The 20,182-nt window shown below is 66.0% G+C and carries 18 protein-coding genes; 9 read left to right on the forward strand and 9 right to left on the reverse strand.

Annotation, left to right across the window (positions count from 1 at the left end):
- Positions 1 to 13 precede the first annotated feature (13 nt).
- Together XaplCFBP3123_RS08340 and XaplCFBP3123_RS08345 are read right to left on the reverse strand one after the other, a co-directional pair.
- Complete coding sequence (locus tag XaplCFBP3123_RS08340) at positions 14 to 1,003, reverse strand: lytic transglycosylase domain-containing protein (protein WP_104533611.1); 990 nt, start codon at positions 1,001 to 1,003, stop codon at positions 14 to 16.
- Positions 1,004 to 1,052: 49 nt separating this feature from the next.
- Positions 1,053 to 2,021: a helix-turn-helix transcriptional regulator gene (locus XaplCFBP3123_RS08345; RefSeq protein WP_104533612.1), complete on the reverse strand. Its 969-nt coding sequence runs from the start codon at positions 2,019 to 2,021 to the stop codon at positions 1,053 to 1,055.
- Positions 2,022 to 2,119: 98 nt separating this feature from the next.
- Here XaplCFBP3123_RS08345 and XaplCFBP3123_RS08350 point away from each other — a divergent pair, with 98 nt between their 5' ends.
- The 8 genes from XaplCFBP3123_RS08350 to XaplCFBP3123_RS08385 all read left to right on the forward strand — a co-directional run bounded on the left by XaplCFBP3123_RS08350 (position 2,120) and on the right by XaplCFBP3123_RS08385 (position 10,232).
- Positions 2,120 to 2,734, forward strand: a complete 615-nt coding sequence (locus tag XaplCFBP3123_RS08350) for a glutathione S-transferase family protein (RefSeq protein WP_104533613.1) — start codon at positions 2,120 to 2,122, stop codon at positions 2,732 to 2,734.
- A gap of 70 nt (positions 2,735 to 2,804) precedes the next feature.
- The gene (gene miaB, locus XaplCFBP3123_RS08355) at positions 2,805 to 4,259 is read left to right on the forward strand and encodes a tRNA (N6-isopentenyl adenosine(37)-C2)-methylthiotransferase MiaB (protein WP_104533614.1); all 1,455 of its coding nucleotides are present in this window, start codon (positions 2,805 to 2,807) and stop codon (positions 4,257 to 4,259) included.
- Positions 4,260 to 4,761: 502 nt separating this feature from the next.
- Positions 4,762 to 5,751: a PhoH family protein gene (locus XaplCFBP3123_RS08360; RefSeq protein WP_104533615.1), complete on the forward strand. Its 990-nt coding sequence runs from the start codon at positions 4,762 to 4,764 to the stop codon at positions 5,749 to 5,751.
- 216 nt (positions 5,752 to 5,967) lie between these two features.
- Positions 5,968 to 6,453 carry an rRNA maturation RNase YbeY gene (gene ybeY, locus XaplCFBP3123_RS08365; RefSeq protein ID WP_104533616.1) on the forward strand — a complete coding sequence of 162 codons (486 nt, stop codon included), beginning with the start codon at positions 5,968 to 5,970 and terminating at the stop codon, positions 6,451 to 6,453.
- Positions 6,453 to 6,971, forward strand: a complete 519-nt coding sequence (locus XaplCFBP3123_RS08370) for a hypothetical protein (protein WP_104533617.1) — start codon at positions 6,453 to 6,455, stop codon at positions 6,969 to 6,971. Before ybeY ends, XaplCFBP3123_RS08370 begins: the two co-directional genes overlap by 1 nt.
- 98 nt (positions 6,972 to 7,069) lie before the next feature.
- Positions 7,070 to 7,948, forward strand: a complete 879-nt coding sequence (locus XaplCFBP3123_RS08375; RefSeq protein WP_104533618.1) for an HlyC/CorC family transporter — start codon at positions 7,070 to 7,072, stop codon at positions 7,946 to 7,948.
- Positions 7,945 to 9,216 carry a DUF4105 domain-containing protein gene (locus tag XaplCFBP3123_RS08380; protein ID WP_104533619.1) on the forward strand — a complete coding sequence of 424 codons (1,272 nt, stop codon included), beginning with the start codon at positions 7,945 to 7,947 and terminating at the stop codon, positions 9,214 to 9,216. The genes XaplCFBP3123_RS08375 and XaplCFBP3123_RS08380 overlap by 4 nt, the downstream gene beginning before the upstream one ends.
- Before the next feature lie 14 nt (positions 9,217 to 9,230).
- Complete coding sequence (locus tag XaplCFBP3123_RS08385; RefSeq protein WP_104533620.1) at positions 9,231 to 10,232, forward strand: magnesium and cobalt transport protein CorA; 1,002 nt, start codon at positions 9,231 to 9,233, stop codon at positions 10,230 to 10,232.
- A 263-nt stretch (positions 10,233 to 10,495) separates the two neighbouring features.
- On the opposite strand, the gene XaplCFBP3123_RS08390 is transcribed toward XaplCFBP3123_RS08385, so the two are convergent.
- On the reverse strand, positions 10,496 to 11,860 hold the full coding sequence (locus XaplCFBP3123_RS08390; protein WP_104533621.1) for an NAD-dependent succinate-semialdehyde dehydrogenase: 1,365 nt from the start codon (positions 11,858 to 11,860) through the stop codon (positions 10,496 to 10,498).
- A 269-nt stretch (positions 11,861 to 12,129) separates the two neighbouring features.
- Here XaplCFBP3123_RS08390 and XaplCFBP3123_RS08395 point away from each other — a divergent pair, with 269 nt between their 5' ends.
- Positions 12,130 to 12,552 carry a hypothetical protein gene (locus XaplCFBP3123_RS08395; protein WP_172453158.1) on the forward strand — a complete coding sequence of 141 codons (423 nt, stop codon included), beginning with the start codon at positions 12,130 to 12,132 and terminating at the stop codon, positions 12,550 to 12,552.
- A 159-nt stretch (positions 12,553 to 12,711) separates the two neighbouring features.
- Here XaplCFBP3123_RS08395 and XaplCFBP3123_RS08400 read toward each other — a convergent pair whose 3' ends face one another.
- The 6 genes from XaplCFBP3123_RS08400 to XaplCFBP3123_RS08425 form a co-directional block, all read right to left on the reverse strand.
- Positions 12,712 to 13,560 carry an ABC transporter permease subunit gene (locus tag XaplCFBP3123_RS08400; protein WP_104533622.1) on the reverse strand — a complete coding sequence of 283 codons (849 nt, stop codon included), beginning with the start codon at positions 13,558 to 13,560 and terminating at the stop codon, positions 12,712 to 12,714.
- Positions 13,557 to 14,465 carry an ABC transporter permease subunit gene (locus XaplCFBP3123_RS08405; RefSeq protein ID WP_104533623.1) on the reverse strand — a complete coding sequence of 303 codons (909 nt, stop codon included), beginning with the start codon at positions 14,463 to 14,465 and terminating at the stop codon, positions 13,557 to 13,559. The genes XaplCFBP3123_RS08400 and XaplCFBP3123_RS08405 overlap by 4 nt, the downstream gene beginning before the upstream one ends.
- A complete protein-coding gene (locus tag XaplCFBP3123_RS08410; protein WP_104533624.1) occupies positions 14,462 to 15,592 on the reverse strand; it encodes an ABC transporter ATP-binding protein in 1,131 nt (376 codons plus the stop codon). Before XaplCFBP3123_RS08410 ends, XaplCFBP3123_RS08405 begins: the two co-directional genes overlap by 4 nt.
- Before the next feature lie 247 nt (positions 15,593 to 15,839).
- Positions 15,840 to 17,330 carry an efflux transporter outer membrane subunit gene (locus XaplCFBP3123_RS08415; RefSeq protein ID WP_172453159.1) on the reverse strand — a complete coding sequence of 497 codons (1,491 nt, stop codon included), beginning with the start codon at positions 17,328 to 17,330 and terminating at the stop codon, positions 15,840 to 15,842.
- Positions 17,331 to 17,334: 4 nt separating this feature from the next.
- Positions 17,335 to 18,921, reverse strand: a complete 1,587-nt coding sequence (locus tag XaplCFBP3123_RS08420; RefSeq protein ID WP_104533626.1) for an MDR family MFS transporter — start codon at positions 18,919 to 18,921, stop codon at positions 17,335 to 17,337.
- Positions 18,918 to 20,120, reverse strand: coding sequence for an HlyD family secretion protein (locus XaplCFBP3123_RS08425; protein WP_104533815.1), 1,203 nt, complete (start codon positions 20,118 to 20,120; stop codon positions 18,918 to 18,920). The genes XaplCFBP3123_RS08420 and XaplCFBP3123_RS08425 overlap by 4 nt, the downstream gene beginning before the upstream one ends.
- Positions 20,121 to 20,182: the final 62 nt, after the last annotated feature.

Below are 20,182 nucleotides of genomic sequence, written 5' to 3' on the forward strand. Positions count from 1 at the left end.
GAAGGCACACAGCTCAGTTGACGGCCGTGGTCTGCCCACGATAGCGCCCGGCCAGCAGGCCGACGCGTTGGACGTAGCGCTGGGTCTCGCTGTAAGGCGGCACGCCACCATAGCGATCCACAGCGCCCTCGCCTGCGTTGTAGCCGGCAGCGGCAAGCGTGAGATCGCCGTTGAAACGCTTCAGCAACCACGAAAGATATTGCACACCACCACGAATATTTTGCGTTGCATCATAGGCATCGCTGACCCCGAAGCGGCGTGCGGTGCCGGGCATCAACTGCATCAGACCCTGCGCGCCGGCACGACTCAGTGCCAGCGGGTTGTAGGCCGACTCGGCATGGATGATCGCGCGCACGATCGCCTCTTCGACCCCGAACTCGCGCGCGGCCGCAGTGATTTCCTGCTGATAGGCGTTGGTGTTGAGCCGGATCGCGCCGAAATTGACGCCGGGCTTGGCCGCGCAGGCGTAACAGGTTTCGATGAAGCTGTAATGGATGGTGCGCAAGCCCTGGATGCTGGCCACCTGGCGCGGGCGCGCACTGGTGTAATGGCGCACGCCGTCCTTCATATACGAATAGACCTGCCCGCTGACCACTCGGCGCGGATTGACCGCGGCGGTGGCGGGCGCTTGCACGATCTGCGTCTCCGACACCGGCAGCGCGCGCGGCATCACTGCCGAGGCGACCTCGGCAGCGCGACGTGGCGCCTGGCTGACCGGCTGACTGATGATCGTGGCCGGCGCGCCGCTGTCGATCGTGGCGCTGCTGCGCGCCTGGCTGGCGACCACGGCCGACGTCGGGCGGAGCGTGGACGGCGCGGCGCGGCGCGCAGACCGGTCCGGGGTGTAGCTGCTGATGACGCTGCAGGTCGCGCCGCTCTGGCGCTTGCTCAGGTAACTGGTGATCCCGTCGCCGCTGATGCACTTGTACAAGGTCCCGGCGCTGACCGGCGCCGCCGGCAACGTGACAAGTAACAGCCCCAGCACTCTTGACATCCCCTTCATGCGGCGGAGTGTCCCAGCTTGCTATGTGCTTGCCAAGTGGCGGCCGCGATTATCCGGGCAGTTGCTCCAGCCGCATCCGCAACGCGTTCAGCGCCTGGATCAGGGGTGGGTGCACCGTCTGCGGAGAGATATCCTCGAAAGGCAGATCGAGCAGCAGCAGGTTGGCCGCCAGGGCCGGCATGCTCGGTGCGCCCAGGCCCAGCCAGCAATGTGCCGGCCCGTCGGCTTCCAGCGCGCCCAGCCAGGGCGGGATGCGCGCGGCAAGTGCGTCCAGCGTGCCATGCAGGCGTACCCGCGCCCGACACGGGAACGGCGACTCGCCGATTGCCTTGCGCAGGAGTTGCAGCGGCTCCTCCGGTAGTGCGCGAGCGGCGAACTGGGCGCCGGTGGCACTGGCCTGGTCGATCCGGTCGGCCCGCAAGGTCCGCCAGTCCTGACGTTCGCAGTCCCAGGCCAGCAGATACCAGCGCCGCCCATAGTTCACCAGCAACGCCGGCTCGACGCAGCGCGTGAGCGACGCGCCGGAATGACGGCGATAGTCCAGACGCAGCGCGACCCGGTCGCGGCAGGCACTGGCCAGTTGCGCCAGCAACGCCGCATCCACCAAGGCACCAGCGTCCTCGGTGACCGGCAAACTGGCGGTGGCCGCATGCGCAGCGCTGGCACGCTGGCCGCTGCGCCGCGGCAACAGCGGATCGAGCTTGAGTAGCACCCGCGCCGCCGCCGCATCCATGCCGCGTATCGCCGGAGCCGCTGCGCGCAGGGCAATCGCCACCGTCAGCGCCTCGTCTTCTTCGAACAACAGCGGCAGTGCGGCTGCACCCTGCCCCAGCTGGTAGCCACCACCGGCGCCGGGCACGGCATGCACCGGGTAGCCAAGCTCGCGCAGGCGCTCGACCGCGCGCCGCACGCTGCGCGGGTGCAGTTCCAGGCGCTCGGCCAGCGCCACGCCGGACCAGCTCCGGCCGCCTTGCAACAGCGCAAGCAGACGCAACAGGCGGGCAGCGGTCGAAGCCATCGCGCTACCGTATTGCGGACAGAAACTGTCCGCAATGGCTGCGTAGGATGGCGCTGGCACCGCGGCCTATGCCTGCCGCATCCACCAAGGAACCTGCAATGTCCGACCAGCGCCACATCACCCTGTTCCACAATCCCCGCTCGCGTTCGCGCGGCGTGCTGGTGCTGCTGGAAGAGCTCGGCGCCAGTTACGACCTGCAGATCGTCAATCTGGAAAAAGGCGAGCAGCTCGCACCCGAGTACCTGGCGATCAACCCCATGGGCAAGATTCCGGCGATCCGGCACGGCGACAGCGTGGTCACCGAACAGGGCGCGATCTACCAGTACCTGGCCGAGCTGTATCCGGAAGCCGGCCTGTCGCCGGCACCGGGCGATGCCGATCGCGGCGCCTACCTGCGCTGGCTGGCCTTCTACGGCTCGGCGTTCGAGCCGGCGATCATCGACCGCGCGATGAAACGCGACGCGCCGCCGCGCGCGATCTCCCCCTACGCCGACTGCGACACGGTGCTGCAGGTGATCGACGCGCAACTGGCCAAGGACGACTATCTATTGGGCCAGCGCTGCAGCGCGGCCGATGTGTTGTGGGGCGGCGCGCTGGGCTGGATGCTCGATTTCGGCCTGGTCGACCCGCCTGCCAGCACCCGCGCCTACATCGCCCGCATGGCCGACCGGCCGGCGTTTGCACGTGCCGAGGCGACCAACGCCAAGGCCTGACCCAGGCGGACGGGCCCGACGCAAGCGGGTAAGCTGTGCGGCTATCTTCTACCCGCCTGGAATAAGCGCCATGCCCGGGACATCCGTTTCCGACCTGTCCGCGGCCACCGCCGTGGACGCACCTGCCCTGTTGCCGCTGCCGGTGGCCCGCCCGTCGGCGCCTGCCGTGGTGCGCGGCAAGCTCTACATCAAGACCCACGGGTGCCAGATGAACGAGTACGACTCGGCCAAGATGGCCGACGTGCTCGCCGCCTCCGAGGGCCTGGAGCTGACCGACAATCCCGAAGACGCCGACGTGGTGCTGGTCAACACCTGCTCCATCCGCGAGAAGGCGCAGGAAAAGGTGTTCAGCCAGCTCGGCCGCTGGAAGGCACTGAAGGCCGGCGGCAAGCCGGTGATCATCGGAGTGGGCGGCTGCGTGGCTTCCCAGGAGGGCGAGGCCATCGTCAAGCGCGCGCCCTATGTGGATCTGGTGTTCGGCCCGCAGACCCTGCATCGCCTTCCGGAGCTGATCCGCGCGCGGCGCGAATCGGGCAAGTCGCAGGTGGACATCAGCTTTCCGGAAATCGAAAAGTTCGATCGCCTGCCCGAGCCGCGCGCCGATGGCCCGTCGGCATTCGTGTCGATCATGGAAGGCTGCTCCAAATACTGCTCGTTCTGCGTGGTGCCCTACACCCGTGGCGAAGAAGTCAGCCGGCCGTTCGAGGACGTACTGGTGGAAGTTGCGCAACTGGCTGCGCAGGGCGTGCGCGAGATCAATCTGCTCGGCCAGAACGTCAACGCGTATCGCGGCGCGTATGGCGCCGATGCCGGCGACGCGGCGCAGTCCGCGGATCTGGGCTTGTTGATCCGCACCATCGCGCAGATCGAGGGCATTGGCCGTATCCGTTTCACCACCTCGCACCCGCTGGAATTTTCCGACTCGCTGGTGGATGCGTACCGCGACGTGCCGCAGCTGGCCAATTATCTGCATCTGCCGGTGCAGGCCGGCAGCGACCGCATCCTGTCGGCGATGAAGCGTGGCTACACCGCGCTGGAATTCAAGTCCAAGATCCGCAAGCTGCGCGCGGTGCGCCCGGACATTTCGATCAGCTCGGACTTCATCGTCGGCTTTCCCGGCGAGACCGAAGCGGATTTCGAAAAGACCATGAAGCTGATCGAGGACGTGGGCTTCGACCAGAGTTTCTCGTTCGTGTATTCGCGTCGTCCCGGCACCCCGGCCTCGGACCTGCAGGACGACACGCCGGAAGCCGTCAAGCAGGCGCGGCTTGCCCGCCTGCAGGCGCAGATCAATGCGCACGCCGCGCGTATTTCGCAGTCCATGGTCGGCAGCGTGCAACGGGTACTGGTGGAAGGCCCGTCGCGGCGCGATCCGAACGAATTGACCGGCAAGAGCGAGAACATGCGCCCGGTGAATTTCCCCGGCAACCCGCGCCTGATCGGACACTTCGTCGATGTGTTGATCACCGAGGCGATGAGTAATTCGCTGCGTGGTCTTATCCAGGTGGATGACAGCGCGAGCTGATGCGGCACAGGCGCCGGCTTGCAGGGCGCCTTTTCATGCAGCGCTTGGTGGCTGGTTGGAGGATGCGTGTTGGTCGGTCGCAACGTTCGTGGTGTCACTACGAGTGACAACATCGACAGCGACTCGCCTCAGTACGCAGCACGCACGCCGAGTGATCAAAATTTCACCACCTGCCTGCAACGCCTTGCGGCACAAGGCGTCCGAGCAGTTACCCACAGGCTTTGCCGAATTCGATCCACACCGCTTGTGGACAACCGCAACTGTAGTGGCGATTTTTTCGCCACCTCCCTGCCGGACCTTGTGCGAGTAGGCGCCACAATTTTTATCCACAGGTTAGTGATGCGTGACTCCACAGCGACTGTGGAAAACCCGCGCACGCCGCCGGGTCCCGACCAGACCGGGTGATTGCATTGGCCGGGCGTGTTGGTGGGATCACACGCTGCGCGCTACCCTCGTCTGCCGCCCAACCGACCAGCGCATGCGTGCGCGGTCCGATCCGACCATGAACTCACCTGCACATCGCAACTTCACCCTGGAACCCGACGACACCGAGCGCCTGGCCAATCTGGCCGGCCCGTTCGACGCGCACCTGCGCCAGATCGAACTCAAGCTCGGCGTGGAGATCGCCAACCGCGGCAACATCTTCCGCGTCACCGGCCCGGAGCCGGCGATCACCGCCGCGCAGTCGCTGCTGACGGCCTTGTACGAGGAAGCCGCCGCCACCACGTTCGACAACCACGCCATCCACCTGCGCCTGAACGATGCCAATGTCGAGCACGTGGCCGATCGTTCCTACGTGGCCCAGGACGTGGCGATCAAGGTCAAACGCGGCACCGTGCGTGGCCGCGGCGCCAACCAGGCCAAGTACCTGCACGCGATCGCCACGCACGACATCAATTTCGGCATCGGCCCGGCCGGTACCGGCAAGACCTTCCTGGCCGTGGCCAGCGCAGTGGAAGCCTTGAACGAATCGCGCGTGCAGCGCCTGATCCTGGTGCGCCCGGCGGTGGAAGCCGGCGAGAAGCTGGGCTTCCTGCCCGGCGATCTCAGCCAGAAGGTGGACCCGTACCTGCGCCCGCTCTACGACGCGCTGTACGAAATGCTGGGCGTGGAAAAAGTGGTCAAGCTGCTGGAAAAGAACGTCATCGAGATCGCGCCGCTGGCCTATATGCGCGGCCGCACGCTCAACGATGCCTACGTGATCCTGGACGAGGCGCAGAACACCACCATCGAGCAGATGAAGATGTTCCTGACCCGCCTGGGTTTCGGCTCCACCGCGGTGGTCACCGGCGACCTGACCCAGATCGACCTGCCCAAGCACGTCAAGTCCGGCCTGCGCGATGCGATCGAGGTGCTGCGCGATGTGGACGGCGCCAGCTTCACCTTCTTCGAAGCGCGCGACGTGGTGCGCCACCCGCTGGTGCAGCGCATCGTCACGGCGTATGAAAAGCGCGATCAGCAGGACGCTGCCGCCACCAAACCGGCTGAGTGAAGGCAGCTTGCCGGCATTGTGGTGGCAGGCGAGTCAGTTGCGGTGGCCATAAACCGCGACAATCCGACATCGTTTCAAGGTTGAATTCCGGCATTACAATCGCGGCTGCAGACGTGGCCCGACCGGCAGTACGGGCTACCGCATTGCCGAGGGGTCCGAGGTGATCCCGCCGATCATCTGCTCCCATCGAATCACTCTTGTTCAGGAACTCTCGCCATGACCCGTGGACCTGTCCGCCTCGACGTCGCTGTCAGTTATGCGCTGCCGCGCGCCGGTCTGCCGTCGGCGGTGAGTTTTCGCAAATGGGTGGCGGCCGCGCTGAAGGGACGCATCCGCGAGGCCGATCTGGCGGTGCGGATTGTCGATGAGAAGGAAGGCTGCTCGCTCAACCACCATTACCGTGGCAAGGATTACGCCACCAATGTGCTGAGCTTCCCGGCCGAGCTGCCCGAAGGCCTGCCCAAGGGCATCAAGATGCCGCTGCTCGGCGATCTGGTGATCTGCGCGCCGGTGGTGGCGCGCGAGGCCGCCGAACAAGGCAAGTCGCTGGCCGCGCATTACGCCCATCTGACCGTGCACGGCGCCTTGCACCTGCTCGGTTGGGACCACGAGGACGACAAGGAGGCCGACGCGATGGAGCAACTCGAACGCGACATCCTTGCCGATCTCGGCATCGACGATCCGTATGCGGGAGAGCGCTGATGCGGGCCTGCATGGCCACCGCGTTGCTGTGGCTGGCTTCCTCCAGCGCCTGGGCGCAGGCCCTGCCGGCACGCCCCGACCTGCCGGCCCTGATCGAATGCCGCCAACGCATCGGCGACTTCAACGCGCTGGCACCGGTGCTGGCCGACCCGCTCAAGGCGGTCGCGCTGGGCTGGACCCCGCTGGAACAGGCCAACCTGTTCATGACCGAGTACACGCTCAACACGCCGATCAGCGTGTTCGGCCACAGCACCACCCACATCGCGTTCTCCGGCGCCAGCGTCATGGCGCTGCTGGACCTGCCCGACCCGCGCCCGCTGGCCAAACGGCTGAACCTGGAACTGGGCGTGGATAACGCCGACAAGGTCATGTACGGCCGCGAGCTGGTCAGCGAAGACACCACCAACCCCAAGACCGGCGAGGCGATGATCGAATCGATCGTACTCAGCGTCTCCAACGTGAAGTCGCATCCGGGCAAGACCGTGGTCGGCTGCGGCTACAGCCTGGACCTGCCCTGAGGCGCAGCGTCCCGCCCCGCCCCGTCCACAGCGCCTTAGCGGCTTCCTGTTAGACTGATCGCTATCGCCTGGTTTGCCGGGTGCCGTTCCCCGTCACGATGTCCGAAGACGACAGTAGCCAACCCCAAGAAACACCCGAAAAACGCCGTAGCTGGCTCGAGCGCCTGAGCGCGGCCTTCTCTGGCGAACCCCACACACGCGACGAACTGGTCGCGTTGCTGCGGACCGCCGAACAGGACGGTCTGATCGCCGCAGATACCTTGCGGATGATGGAAGGCGCGATCTCCGTATCCGAGCTCACCGTGGGCGATGTGATGATCTCGCGCTCGCAGATGGTCTCGCTGCCGGTGGAGGCGCGTTTCATCGACCTGATGAAGCAGGTGGTGGAATCCGGCCATTCGCGCTTCCCGGTGCACGGTGAGAACAAGGACGAAGTGCTCGGCATCCTGCTGGCCAAGGACTTGTTGCGCGGCGTGGTGGCCGACAACGGTCCCGGCAACGTGCGCGAACTGCTGCGCCCGGCGGTGCTGATCCCCGAGTCCAAGAAGCTCAACGTCCTGCTCAAGGAATTCCGGCTGTCGCGCAACCACATGGCGATCGTGGTGGACGAGTACGGTGGCGTCGCCGGTCTGGTCACCATCGAAGACGTGCTGGAGCAGATCGTCGGCCAGATCGACGACGAGCACGACGATGCGGAAGAAGAGAATTCGCTGATCGCGATCCAGGCCGACGGCCGCTATGTGGTCGATGCGCTGACGCCGATCGAAGACTTCAACGAGCGCTTTGGTGCCGACTTCCCCGATGACGAATACGACACCGTCGGCGGCCTGGTCACCGATGCGATCGGGCATCTGCCGGAAACCGGCGAAGAGCTGACGCTGGGGCGCTTTGCGTTCCGTGTGGCCAAGGCCGATGCGCGGCGCGTGCACGCCTTCCATGTGACCATTCTGCCGCCAGACCCGCAGGACGACGCTTGAACCTTTCGTACCGCGTGACTGCTGCAGCGCCAGGCCGCGGCAGCATCCGGCGCTGGGCGGCGGCGTGTCTGCTGCTGTTGCTGGCCCTGCTGGTGGCGCCTGGCGCCATTGCTCAGATCGCAGATCAGGCGGCCGCACAACCCGCTGCGTCCGCACCGCGGGTCGGCGTGGTCACCATGCAGCCGGGCGAGGTGTTCTTCGAGCGCTTCGGCCACGATGCCATCGTGGTGGTCGATCCCGTCACCGGGCAGGCCACCTCGTACAACTTCGGCTTCTTCGACCCAAGCGAGCCGGATTTCGTCCCGCGTTTTGCGCGCGGCGAGATGATGTACTACCTGGTCGCGTTGCCGCTGGAGGAAGACCTGCAGCAATACCGCGCGGTCGGCCGCGGCGTCAGCATCCAGTGGCTGGATCTGCCACCGGAACAGGCGCGCGCCCTGGCTGACGGGTTGGCCATCCGCAGCCGGCCCGAGAACGCGCGCTATCACTACGATTATTTCGTGGCCAACTGTGCCACGATGGTCCGCGACACGCTGGACCGCGCAATGGGTGGTGCGTTGAAATCGCAACTGGCCGGGCGCTCGCGCGGCAATACCTTCCGCAGCGAAGCGGTACGCCTGGCCTCCCCTGCGCCGTGGATGTGGCTGGGCTTCGACCTGGGACTGGGGCCGTACGCGGACCGCCCGTTGTCGCGCTGGGAAGAAGCGTTCGTGCCGATGCGTCTGGCCGACAGCCTGACCCAGGTGCACAACAGCGCCGGCCGCCCGTTGGTGCAGTCCACGCAGGTCCTGCTGCCGCATCGCATCGCACCGGAGCCGGCCGAACAGCAACGGCATTGGTGGCCATGGTTGCTGACCGGGCTGATCGTCGCTGCCGGCGTGCTGGCGCTCGGTCGCCGGCAACGCGTGCTGGCCGCCTTCGCCCTGCCGTACTGGCTGCTGTGCGCGATCGGCGGCGGCTTGCTGGTGTATCTGTGGGGCTTCACCGTGCATCAGTCGGCCTGGGCCAATCGCAACCTGTTGCTGGTCAACCCGCTGTGCGTGCTGCTGTTGGTCGGCGGCATCGCAGTGCTGCGCGGGCGCCGGCCCGGACGCTGGTTCGACGTGGTGCGCTGGGTTGTCGCCGCCTCGGCACTGCTGGCCTTGCTGATCCATTGGCTGTCGTTCCAGGCACAGGGCAACCTGCAATGGGTGCTGCTGCTGTTGCCGATCCACACCGCGCTCGCCATCGCGTTGCGGCGGCGTGACTTGTCCGTGCGCACGCGCTGATCCAGGATGCGTCCATGAATCACCACCGCCGCCATCCGGACAACCCCTCCTGCGTCATCACTTGCGCCTATTACGACGGCGAGGGGGAACGCCACGACATCAGCCTGGAGCAGATCAGCGACGTGCTGCAGCGCCCGGATGGTTTCGTCTGGGTGGGGCTGTACGAGCCGCAGGAATCGGTGCTGCACAAACTGCAGCACGAGTTCGGCCTGCACGATCTGGCCATCGAGGATGCGCTCAAGGCGCACCAACGCCCCAAGGCCGAGAGCTACGGCAACTCCATGTTCGTGGTGGTCAACACCGCGCAACTGGTCAACGAGCGCATCCGCTACGGCGAGACGCACGCGTTTTTGGGCGCGCGCTTTCTGTTGACGGTGCGCCACGGCGCATCGTTGTCGTATACGCCCGTGCGGCACCGGGCCGAACGCGAACCGGCGATGCTGCGCATGGGCGCCTCGTTCTGCCTGTATGGCGTGCTCGATTTCGTGGTCGACAACTATCTGCCGATCATGGACGAGTTCCGCGACACGCTGGAAGGCCTGGAAAAGGACATCTTCGCCGACAACTACGAGCGCGAAACCGTGGTGCGCCTGTACGAGCTCAAGCGCGAACTCAACAAGATGCGACTGGTCGTGGCGCCATTGCAGGACGTGCTCTCCCACCTCAAGCGCAACCCCGGCTCGCTGATCCACGACGAAGTCGGCATCTATCTGCGCGACGTGCTCGACCACGCCGTACGCATCAACGACGCCATCGACACCTTGCGCGAAATGCTGGGCACTGCGCTGAGCGTCAACCTGTCGATGGTGACCCTGGCCCAGGGCGAAACCGTCAAACGCCTGGGCGCCTGGGCCGCCCTGCTGGCCGCCCCCACCCTGATCACCAGCTGGTACGGCATGAACTTCACCCACATGCCCGAGCTGGACAAACGCTACGCGTATCCACTGCTGGTCGCCGGCGTGGTCGCCTCGTGTCTGGTGCTGTATCGCCTGTTCAAGCGTGCGCGGTGGCTTTGAGGGCCGCGTTGAATAGGGATTCGGGAATCGGGAATGGATAGAGCGGGTTCCTGACTGCTGAGTGTTGCTTTGGCACTGAGCTGCTGGAGGTTCCCGCACTGCACGTACTGCAAGGCGCGCTGGCTCTGTACTGACTGGTTTGAAGGCGTCGGCATCATCATGTGCTGCCCGTGCCCTCATCCGCCCTTCGGGCACCTTCTCCCGACGGGAGAAGGAAGGCCTGCTTTTACGAATCCCCAATCCCGGATCACCAATCCCAGCCATCAAGCCACATAGATCGTCTTGATGTTCATGAACTCGTGAATGCCATGTTCGGCCAACTCGCGGCCGAATCCCGAGCGCTTGATGCCGCCGAACGGTAGACGCACGTCGCTCTTGACCACCGAATTGACGAACGCCGCACCGCACTGCAATTGCTGCGCCACGCGCTCGCCGCGTCTGGCATCGGACGTCCACACGCTGCCGCCCAGGCCGAAGGTGGTGTCGTTGGCCACGCGTACCGCCTCCGCCTCATCCCGCACCCGAATCACCGACGCGACCGGGCCAAAGAACTCCTCCTCGTAAGCCGGCATGCCCGGGGCAACACGATCGAGGATGGTGGCCGGATAGCCTGCATGCGAACCGGGCACAGGTTGGCCGCCCAGCAGCACCTTGGCGCCCTTGTCCACACTGTGTTGTACCTGCTTGTGCAACTCGTCGCGCAGATCCGCGCGGGCCATGGGCGCCAGCGTGGTGCCGTCCTGCTGTGGGTCACCGAGCACGCGCTGGGAGGCGGCGGCAACGAAGCGTTCGATGAATTGATCGGCGATGGCGTCCACCACGATGAAGCGCTTGGCGGCGATGCAGGTCTGCCCGCTGTTGTCGAAACGCGATTGCACGGCGGAGGCGACGGTGTGCTCCAGATTGGCGTCTTCCAGCACCACGAACGCGTCGCTGCCGCCGAGTTCCATCACGCACTTTTTCAACTGATCGCCGGCATTTGCAGCCAGCGACCGTCCGGCGCGTTCGCTGCCGGTCAGCGTCACTGCGGCGATGCGATCGTCACGCAACACGTCTGCTGCCTGATCGTTGTCGATATGCAGCACGTCGAACACGCCAGGCGGAATACCGGCGGCATCCAGTACCTGCTTCATCGCATCGGCGCAGCGCGGCACATTGCTGGCGTGCTTGAGCAGCGCGACATTGCCGGCCATCAGACCCGGGGCGAGGAAACGGAATGCCTGCCACAGCGGAAAATTCCACGGCATCACCGCAAACACGCAACCCAGCGGCTCGTAGCGCACATAGCTGGACTGCGCCTCGGTCGGGATATCGCGCGGTGCCAGGTAGTCGGCCGCATGCTCGGCGTAATAGGCGCAGGCCTGTGCGCACTTGTCCACCTCGGCCAGCGCCTCGTGCCGCAGCTTGCCCATCTCGGCGGTCATGATGCGCTGCAGGTCGTCGCGCCGCCGGCTCAGCTCTTGGCCGACCCGACGCAGCAGTGCGCCGCGCTCGGCCAACGGCAGCGCAGCCCACTGCGGAAATGCCTTGGCGGAAGCAGCCAGACGCGCCTCGATGGCGGCGGCGTCCAGGGTGTGCTGGGTGTGTTCGACCTGGCCATTGGCCGGGTTGACGGTGTCGTAGGACATGACGGTCTCCTGTTACAGGCCCGCCATGCTAGTGGCCGGGAAGTTGCAGCCGCGTCACAACCGCAGCAAATCGCTGCAACGCTGTGTTTACCCACGCCGCGACGCAATGCCGCACCTCCATCGCACCGCTCGCGGATCACTGGCAGCCGGAACAACTCACCCAGCCAGGCTGATGAAGGCAGCCCTGCCCTGTCCCGACGATCCAGCCGCACGAAATGCTCTAGCATTCGGCACTTGGCAGCTTTATCCATTCACGGAAGACCACCACGATGCGCAGGGATCTGATTGTTCTAGTTGTACTTGGCATCGGCGCCTGCCTGCCGGGATGCGCCGTCCTGCAGGACATCTTGCACGGCCCGCGTCCCGGCCCGAACGGATTTGTCACCGTGCGCTGCAACAACGCGCTGCCCAATCCCACCCAACCCTGCGAGCAAGAGGCACTGCGTGCCTGCTCGGACACCGCCATCCGCCAATTCGTCACCGCGCACTCGTCGCCGAACATGGTCACGATCTATCCGAGCAAGCAGAAATCCAAGGACGACGGCGACAAGAACGGCAAGAACAGGGACAAGGATCGCGCCGACGAACAACCTAGAGTAGAACAACAGGGCTACGACATCAGCGCCGAGTATCAGTGCTACCTGACCAAGCCGCAGCCCTGGGACAGCGGGTACACGCCTCCGGCCAGGTAACGGCAGCAGCCGAACCAACTGCCGTGCGCGGCGTCCGGTAGCCGCAGCAGACATCCGCAATCGGCTTGCAGCCGTCGTAGATGTCGGTGGCTTCGGCGTTCGCAGCCGTCTGGCCGCCGCTTGTTGCGGTGCATTCGCCACACCAATGCCGGTACCTGCTCAGGAAGCAGCTTGCAGCGCCAATTGCGCATCGCGCTGGCGGCGTCTTTCGCTGCGCGCCAGCAGCCACCAGCCGATCGCCGCGGCAATCGACACCGCCAGCACCATAAGCGTGGCAAGCGCGTTGATCTTGGGGCTGATGCCCAGCCGCACCGAGGCAAACACCTTGATCGGCAAGGTGGTCGAACTGGGCCCGGCCAGGAAGCTGGCGATCACCACGTCGTCCAGCGACAGCGTGAATGCGAGCAGCCAGCCCGATGCCAATGCGGGGGCGATGATCGGCAAGGTGATCAGGAAGAACACCTTCAGCGGTGTCGCGCCCAGATCCATCGCCGCCTCCTCCAGCGAGCGATCCAGTTCCTGCAGGCGCGAGGAAATCACCACGGTCACGAATGAGACGGTGAAGGTGACATGCGCCGCCCAGATCGCGACCGCGCCGCGCGGTGCGATCCCCAGCACGCCGCCCATCGAGACCAGCAACAACAGGATCGACAGGCCGATGATCACTTCCGGCATCACCAGCGGTGCGGTGATCAACGCACCGAACAGGGTCTTGCCGGGGAACCGACGCATGCGCACCATCGCCATCGCCGCCATCGTGCCCAGCACCGTCGATGCCCCGGCAGTCCAGAACGCGACTTCCAGACTGACCCAGGCCGCATCCAGCAACTGGCGATCGCGCAGCAATTCGCCATACCAGCGCGTGGAAAAGCCGCCCCACACCATCGCCAGCCGCGAGGCGTTGAACGAGTAGACCATCAGCAACAGGATCGGCAGATACAGAAAGCCGAAGCCGAGTGCGAGCATGCCGCCGCCCAGCAGGCGCGTGCTACGAGAGGCGCGCATCATGTCAGCCGCCCTTCCAGCTCGCGCTGCTGATAACGGTGGAAGAGCACGATCGGCACCAGCAACAGCAACAACATCACCGTGGCCACCGCAGCGGCCACCGGCCAGTCGCGATTGTTGAAGAACTCGCCCCACAGCACGCGGCCGATCATCAAGGTGTCCGGCCCGCCGAGCATTTCCGGAATCACGAATTCGCCCACCGCCGGAATCATCACCAGCATGCAGCCGGCCACGATCCCATTGCGCGAGAGCGGCAAGGTGATGCGCACGAACGCCTGCCACGGCCGCGCGCCCAGATCGTAGGCGGCTTCGAGCAGGCGCTGGTCGTGCTTGACCAGATTGGCGTACAACGGCAGCACCATGAACGGCAGATAGCAGTACACGATGCCGATGTAGGCGGCGAGCGGCGTGTACAGCAACTGCAGGGGCTGGCGGATCACCCCCAGCGCCAGCAGCGCCCGATTGACCAATCCGTTGCCGTCGAGGATGCCGATCCAGGCGTACACGCGGATCAGGAACGAGGTCCACGACGGCAGCACCACCAGCATCATCGCCACATTGCGCGTGGCCAGCGGCAGACGCGCGATCACATAGGCCATCGGGTAGCCGATCAACAGCGCACACACGGTGGACAGCGCCGCGATCCTGATCGAACTCGCGTACGCCGCCAGGTACTGGCTGTCGTGCAGCAGGACCAGATAATTGCCCAGATGCAGCTTGATGCTCACCGCGCCATCGGCCGCAACGGCGAACAGCGGCGTGTACGGCGGCATCGCGGTGGCACGCTCGGCAAACGAAATCTTCAACACGATCAGAAACGGGATCGCGAAGAACACCAGCAGCCACAGATACGGTGCGGCGATCACGCCCCAGCGCGTGCCCGGCAATGCGCGGATCAGGCGCCTCATGCGGTGAGCACCACGCCGTCGTCCTCGCCCCAGCTCAGCCATACGGTATCGCCCCAGGTCAGTGCTTCACTGGCCCAGCGCTGACGATTGGCGAAGTTGGCCATCAGTTTGAAGCCGCCGGGCAGGCGCACGTGATAGACCGAATGGCTGCCGAAATAGGCGATGTCCTCGATCACGCCCTGTACCTTGTTGCAGGCCTGGGCGGGCCCGTCCTTGCCGATGACGATTTTTTCCGGGCGCAGCGCGAATGCCACCGCCTGTCCTTCAAAACCGGTGATGCCGTGGCCGATCCGGATGCTGGCGTCGAATGCCGGGGCCTTCAGGCTGACGTAGTCCGGTTTGTCATCGACGATGACCGCGTCGATCAGATTAACCGAGCCGATGAATTCGGCGGCGAACCGGTTGGCCGGCTGTTCGTAGATTTCGTCCGGGGTGCCGACCTGCTGGATCCAGCCCTGGTCCATCAACGCGATGCGGGTGGCCATGGTCATGGCCTCTTCCTGATCATGGGTGACCATGACGCAGGTGACGCCGGAGGTCTCGATGATGTTGACCAGCTCCAGCTGCATCTGCGAGCGCAGCTTCTTGTCCAGCGCGCCCATCGGTTCGTCCAGCAGCAGCAACTTGGGCCGCTTGGCCAGCGAACGCGCCAGCGCCACGCGCTGCTGCTGGCCGCCGGAGAGCTGATGCGGCTTGCGCCTGGCCAGGCTGCCGAGCTGCACCAGCTCCAGCATCTCGCCCACCCGCGCCGCGATCGCCGCCTTGGGCAGGGCTTCCTGCTTCAGTCCAAACGCGATGTTCTGCTCCACGCTCATATGCGGGAACAGCGCATACGACTGGAACATCATGTTGATCGGGCGCTCGTACGGCGGCAACGCGTCGATCGGCTGGTCATCGAGCACGATGCGGCCCTTGGTCGGCCGCTCGAAACCGGCCAGGCAGCGCAGCAAGGTGGACTTGCCGCTGCCCGAGCCGCCCAGCAGCGCGAAGATCTCGCCCTTGCGGATCTGCAGGCTGACCTCGTCGACCGCCACGACGCCATCGAATTCCTTGCGGACCTCGCTGATGCTCAGATAGGCGTTGTCGCCGGGGGAAAGTGGCGCCGCTGCGGCCTCGGTAACTGCCATGAACCCTCTCGATTGCGAAGCGTGGCCCGGAAACGACTGTGCGCCTCAAAGCGCTGGTACCGCCAGTGCTCGGTCAGAATGTCAGCACCCGTCTCTTTCAGTTCAAGCGTCGTCAGCAGCAAGCCGACGACGATCTGCCACATCTGGCGGCCACCTGCCCGCGCGGGTTCCGCAGCAGCGCAGCGTCTGCGACAGGGCGACACCCTACCGCGACCAGAGCGGCAACGCCCGCCGCGACGGCTATCGATCAGCGTGCCTCCTGCACCGGCGCGCTCCAGCCCAGACCCAGGCTCTTCTGCAGCGCGACGTAATTGACCAGCAACTGCACCTGCGCCTGTGCGGCGGCGTCCTGCGCCGACAGCTGCTGGCGTTGCACGTCGAGCAGATCGATCGACGAGGTGGCACCAGCATCGCGCCGTTGCTGCATCAACCCGGCCGAACGCGTGGCCGAGGCTTCGGCCTGCCGCGCCACCACCAGCTGCTTGCGCGCCGAGCCGAAGCGCGCCAATGCCGAATTGGCATCCTGCAACGCAGCCAGCACCGCGCCCTCGTACGCCGCCTCGCGGCCGGCGTTGCCGGCACGCGCCTGCTCCACCTGTGCCTTGGTGCGGCCGAAATCGAAGATCGACCAGCGCAGCATCGGCACCGCCAGCGTGGTCAACGCGTCGGAATTGAAATCGCTCGGCGAGCCGGCCACCCAGCTCAGGCCGCCCAGCAGGCTCACCTGCGGAAAATACCCGTTCAACGCCTCGCCGATCTGCGCGCTGGAGGCCGCCAGTTCGCGCTCGGCCTTGCGCACATCGGGGCGGCGGCGGATCAGGGCGCCGGCATCGTCCACGCGCACCCGCGTGGGCAGCATCGGCAACGGCTGCGGCGCGCTCAACTGCGCATCCAGCGCGCCGGGCGCGCGCCCCACCATCAGCGCCAGTTGGTCCAGCGCTTCCTGCGATTGCATTTCCAGCGGCAGGCGCTGCGCCTGTTGCTGCTGCACTTGCGTGGCGATCTGCTCGACCTGCAGGTCCGAGGCAGCGCCACGCTCGCGGCGCTGCTGGGTCAGGCGCAGGGTCTGCCCGATCTTGTCCAGGTTTGCATCGGCGATCGCCAGCCGCGCCTGCAAGCCGCGGTAGTTGAGGTACACCTGCCCCACCTCGGCTGCCAGCTGCACCTGCGCATCGGCCAGCTCGGCTTCCGAGGCCTGCGCCTGTGCCAGCGCCCCTTCGGCGGCGCGACGGCGGCGGCCGAAGAAATCAAGCTCCCAGCTGGCATCGAAACCGGCGCTGTAGATCTGGGTCTTTTCCAGATCCAGCGCCTCGCTTCCCTGTGCCGATGACTGGCCGTTCTGACCGTTCTGCAAGCCGCCCAGCGTATCGACGATGGTCTGCGGCGGCTCGGCATACGCATACACCGCGCTGGCGTTGAGCTTGGGCAGGCGCTCGGCACGGCGCTGGCTGGCCAGTGCGCGGTTGGCGCGCAGCCGCGCCTGCGCCGCACGCAGGTTGGGACTGTCGGCCAGGGCCTGGGTGACCAACTGGGTGAGGGTCGGGTCCTGCAGTTCCTCCCACCAGTGATTCAGTGGCGCGGCAGCGACCACGTCGGCGCCGGCGGCGCGATGCAATGCCGGCGCCTGCACCGCCGCGTCGGCCACTGCCGGGGGCCTGGTGTAGTTGGGGCCGAGCATGCAGCCGCCGAGCAGGACCACGCTCAACGCCGCAGCCAGGGGCATGCGGATCAGGCGCATGGAATCAGTGCATTGCAAGGTGCGCCCCCTTGGGTAACGGCTTGAGCAAAAAGGCCAGCGGAATCGTGCAGACCACGATCACGCCGAAGATCCAGAACAGATCGCTATAGGTCATCACCAGGGCCTGCTGCTGCACCAGGCGCGCCAGTTGCGCGACCGAGCGAATGGCCGCCTCGCCGCCGGCGCTGCCCTGCATTTGCGCGGTCAGGCCGGAAAGAAAGTCCTGCGCGCGCGAGGAATTGGCGGTGATCGCGCTACCGATGGTTTCGGTATGGAAGGTCATGCGGCGCTCCTGAAAGGTGGAGATCAGCGCAAGCCCCACCGAGCCGCCCAGGTTACGGCCGGCGTTAAACAACCCGGAGGCATCGCCAGCCAGCTCCGGCGGCACCGAGGAGATGGCCGCCTGGTTCAGCGACATCATCGCCAGCGCCAGGCCGCAGCCCTGCAACAACTGGCCGGCGACAAAATGCATGCCGACGGTGTCGGCGGTCAGCGCCAGGTTGACGAAGCAGGCCGCGGCAAAACAGATCAGCCCGGCGATCACCAGGATGCGCACGTCCACCACCTCCAGCAGCTTGGGCATCATCGGCATCAGCAGTACGGTCGGCAGCCCGGACAGCAACAGCACGTAGCCAGCCTGCTCGGTGTTGTAGCCGGAAATCACCGCCAGGAACTGCGGGATCATGTACATGACGCCGAACAGGATCATGCCCACCGCCATGATCATGACGAACACCGCGCCGAAACTGCGATGCAGCAGCAGCGACAGCCGGATCACCGGCGCGCGCCGGCGAAATTGCGAAATCACCAATGCGATGAATCCGCTCAGGGCGATCACGCTCAAGGTGTTGATCTCGCTGGATTCGAACCAGCGCTCGCGCTGGCCTTCTTCCAGCACCACGGTGAGCCCGCCCAGGCCGGCGGTCAGGCCGTAGATGCCCAGCCAGTCGGCATTGAGCAAGCCGGCCCAGTCGCCTTTTTCATGCTTGAGGCCGAGCAGCAACAAGGCCACCAGGCCGACGCAGATCGGCACGTTGATGAAGAACGCGTAGTGCCAGCTGACGTTCTCGGTCAGCCAGCCGCCGAGCAGCGGGCCGATCACCGGGCCCATGATCACGGTCATGCCGAACAGGGCGGTGCCCATGGTCTGCTGGCTCGGCGGCAGGCGCGTGGCGACGATGGTCAGCGCGGTGGGAATCAGCGCACCACCGGCCAGACCCTGCCCCACGCGGCCGATGATCATCATCGTCAACGAGGTGGACAGCCCGCACACCACCGAAAACGCGGTGAACATCACCGCGCAGATCAGCAGGAAGTTGCGCAGGCCCAGCGTGCGCACGAACCAGCCGGTCAGCGGGATCATGATGATCTCGGCGACCAGATACGCGGTGGAGATCCAGGTGCCTTCGGTACCGCTGGCGCCGACCTCGCCCTGGATGGTGGGCAGCGCCGCGTTGACGATGGAGATGTCCAGCGTCGCCATGAACGAGCCAATGGTGCCGGCCAGCACCGCCAGCCAGGCGCCCGGCTCGGCCTTCTCGCGTTGCGCGCTGCCGCCGGCACGCTGGCCGGTGGCTGCCGTTGCATTCATCGCGTGCGCTCCTGCGCCTGCACGCGATCGGATTCCTCCTCGGCCCGTTGCTTGGCGTCCTTGGCCGAGCGCGTGTCCACGGTGACCTCGACCGACATGCCCGGCACCAGCACCTTGCGCGCCTCGTCGCCGGCCAGCACGCGGATGCGCACCGGCACGCGCTGCACCACCTTGGTGAAGTTGCCGGTGGCATTTTCCGGCGGCAACAGTGCGAACTGCGAGCCGGTCCCCGGCGACAGGCTCTCGACCTTGCCGTGCAGCTTGACGCCAGACAAGGCATCGACCTCGATCTCGGCCGGCTGGCCGGGACGCATCAGGCCGACCTGGGTTTCCTTGAAATTGGCGATCAGGTACAGCGATTCCTGCGGCACGATGGTCATGGTGCGGGTGCCGGCCCCGAGGAACTGGCCGACCTGCACGGTCTTGTCGCCGACGCGGCCGTGGATGCGGCTGGTCAGCAAGGTGTCTTCCACCGCCACGCGGGCCTGGTCGGCATCGGCGCTGGCCTGCTTGAGGCCGGCCTGGGCCTGCTCCAGCTGCGCGTTGCTGGCCAGGATCTGGCTCTGCGCGCCCTTGGCCTGTGCCTGCGCGGCCTCGTACTGGGCACGTGCGCGTTGCAGTTCGTGCTGCAGGCTTTCCTGGTGTTCGTGGGTGTCGGCGCCGGAGGCGGCCAACGGGGCGAAGCGCTTCACTTCGGCCTGGGCGAAGGTCAGGCTTGCCGCTGCAGCGATCACCTGGCTACGCGCCTGCACCAGCGCCGACTCCTGCCCGGACACATTGGCGGTGGCCGCGGCGATATCGGCCTGGCGCGCGGCGATCGCGGCTTCGGCCTGCTGCAGGGTCGCCTGATAGGTGCGGTCGTCGATCTGCAGCAGCGGCTGGCCGGCTTCCACGATCTGGTTGTCGCCCACCATCACCTTGGTCACGTAGCCGCTGACCCGCGGCGCCACGGCCACCGAGTCCGCCTGCAGGTAGGCATTGTTGGTGTCCTGCATGTAGCGGCCCTTGATCAGGTAATAGGCCAACCAGATCACCAGCAGCACCACCACCAGCACGCCGACCACGATCAGCGTCCATTTGACCTTGGGATTCTTCAACGGCGAGGGCTTGGGCGGCTCCTGCTCGTTGTGCGCGCCGGTGCCTTGCGCATCCGTGCCCGAAGGCTGGCCGTCGTTGGACTGCTGGTCGTGGTTGCTCAAGGTGGGGTGTCCTGTGTCGTGGGCGAGGCGCGCGCGACGACGGGGCCGCATCAGCGGTTCGG

Source organism: Xanthomonas arboricola pv. populi, from assembly GCF_002939945.1.
Lineage (GTDB): Bacteria > Pseudomonadota > Gammaproteobacteria > Xanthomonadales > Xanthomonadaceae > Xanthomonas > Xanthomonas arboricola_A.

Excerpts from the sequence above, each read along its gene's own strand:
- XaplCFBP3123_RS08345 (WP_104533612.1), bottom strand. The coding sequence starts at position 2,021 with ATGGCTTCGACCGCTGCCCGCCTGTTGCGTCTGCTTGCGCTGTTGCAA.
- XaplCFBP3123_RS08395 (WP_172453158.1), top strand. The coding sequence starts at position 12,130 with ATGCGCAGGGATCTGATTGTTCTAGTTGTACTTGGCATCGGCGCCTGC.
- XaplCFBP3123_RS08405 (WP_104533623.1), bottom strand. The coding sequence starts at position 14,465 with ATGAGGCGCCTGATCCGCGCATTGCCGGGCACGCGCTGGGGCGTGATC.
- XaplCFBP3123_RS08410 (WP_104533624.1), bottom strand. The coding sequence starts at position 15,592 with ATGGCAGTTACCGAGGCCGCAGCGGCGCCACTTTCCCCCGGCGACAAC.
- miaB (WP_104533614.1), top strand. The coding sequence starts at position 2,805 with ATGCCCGGGACATCCGTTTCCGACCTGTCCGCGGCCACCGCCGTGGAC.
- XaplCFBP3123_RS08360 (WP_104533615.1), top strand. The coding sequence starts at position 4,762 with ATGAACTCACCTGCACATCGCAACTTCACCCTGGAACCCGACGACACC.
- XaplCFBP3123_RS08340 (WP_104533611.1), bottom strand. The coding sequence starts at position 1,003 with ATGAAGGGGATGTCAAGAGTGCTGGGGCTGTTACTTGTCACGTTGCCG.
- XaplCFBP3123_RS08420 (WP_104533626.1), bottom strand. The coding sequence starts at position 18,921 with ATGAATGCAACGGCAGCCACCGGCCAGCGTGCCGGCGGCAGCGCGCAA.
- XaplCFBP3123_RS08375 (WP_104533618.1), top strand. The coding sequence starts at position 7,070 with ATGTCCGAAGACGACAGTAGCCAACCCCAAGAAACACCCGAAAAACGC.
- XaplCFBP3123_RS08400 (WP_104533622.1), bottom strand. The coding sequence starts at position 13,560 with ATGATGCGCGCCTCTCGTAGCACGCGCCTGCTGGGCGGCGGCATGCTC.
- XaplCFBP3123_RS08385 (WP_104533620.1), top strand. The coding sequence starts at position 9,231 with ATGAATCACCACCGCCGCCATCCGGACAACCCCTCCTGCGTCATCACT.
- XaplCFBP3123_RS08415 (WP_172453159.1), bottom strand. The coding sequence starts at position 17,330 with ATGCGCCTGATCCGCATGCCCCTGGCTGCGGCGTTGAGCGTGGTCCTG.
- XaplCFBP3123_RS08350 (WP_104533613.1), top strand. The coding sequence starts at position 2,120 with ATGTCCGACCAGCGCCACATCACCCTGTTCCACAATCCCCGCTCGCGT.
- ybeY (WP_104533616.1), top strand. The coding sequence starts at position 5,968 with ATGACCCGTGGACCTGTCCGCCTCGACGTCGCTGTCAGTTATGCGCTG.
- XaplCFBP3123_RS08390 (WP_104533621.1), bottom strand. The coding sequence starts at position 11,860 with ATGTCCTACGACACCGTCAACCCGGCCAATGGCCAGGTCGAACACACC.
- XaplCFBP3123_RS08370 (WP_104533617.1), top strand. The coding sequence starts at position 6,453 with ATGCGGGCCTGCATGGCCACCGCGTTGCTGTGGCTGGCTTCCTCCAGC.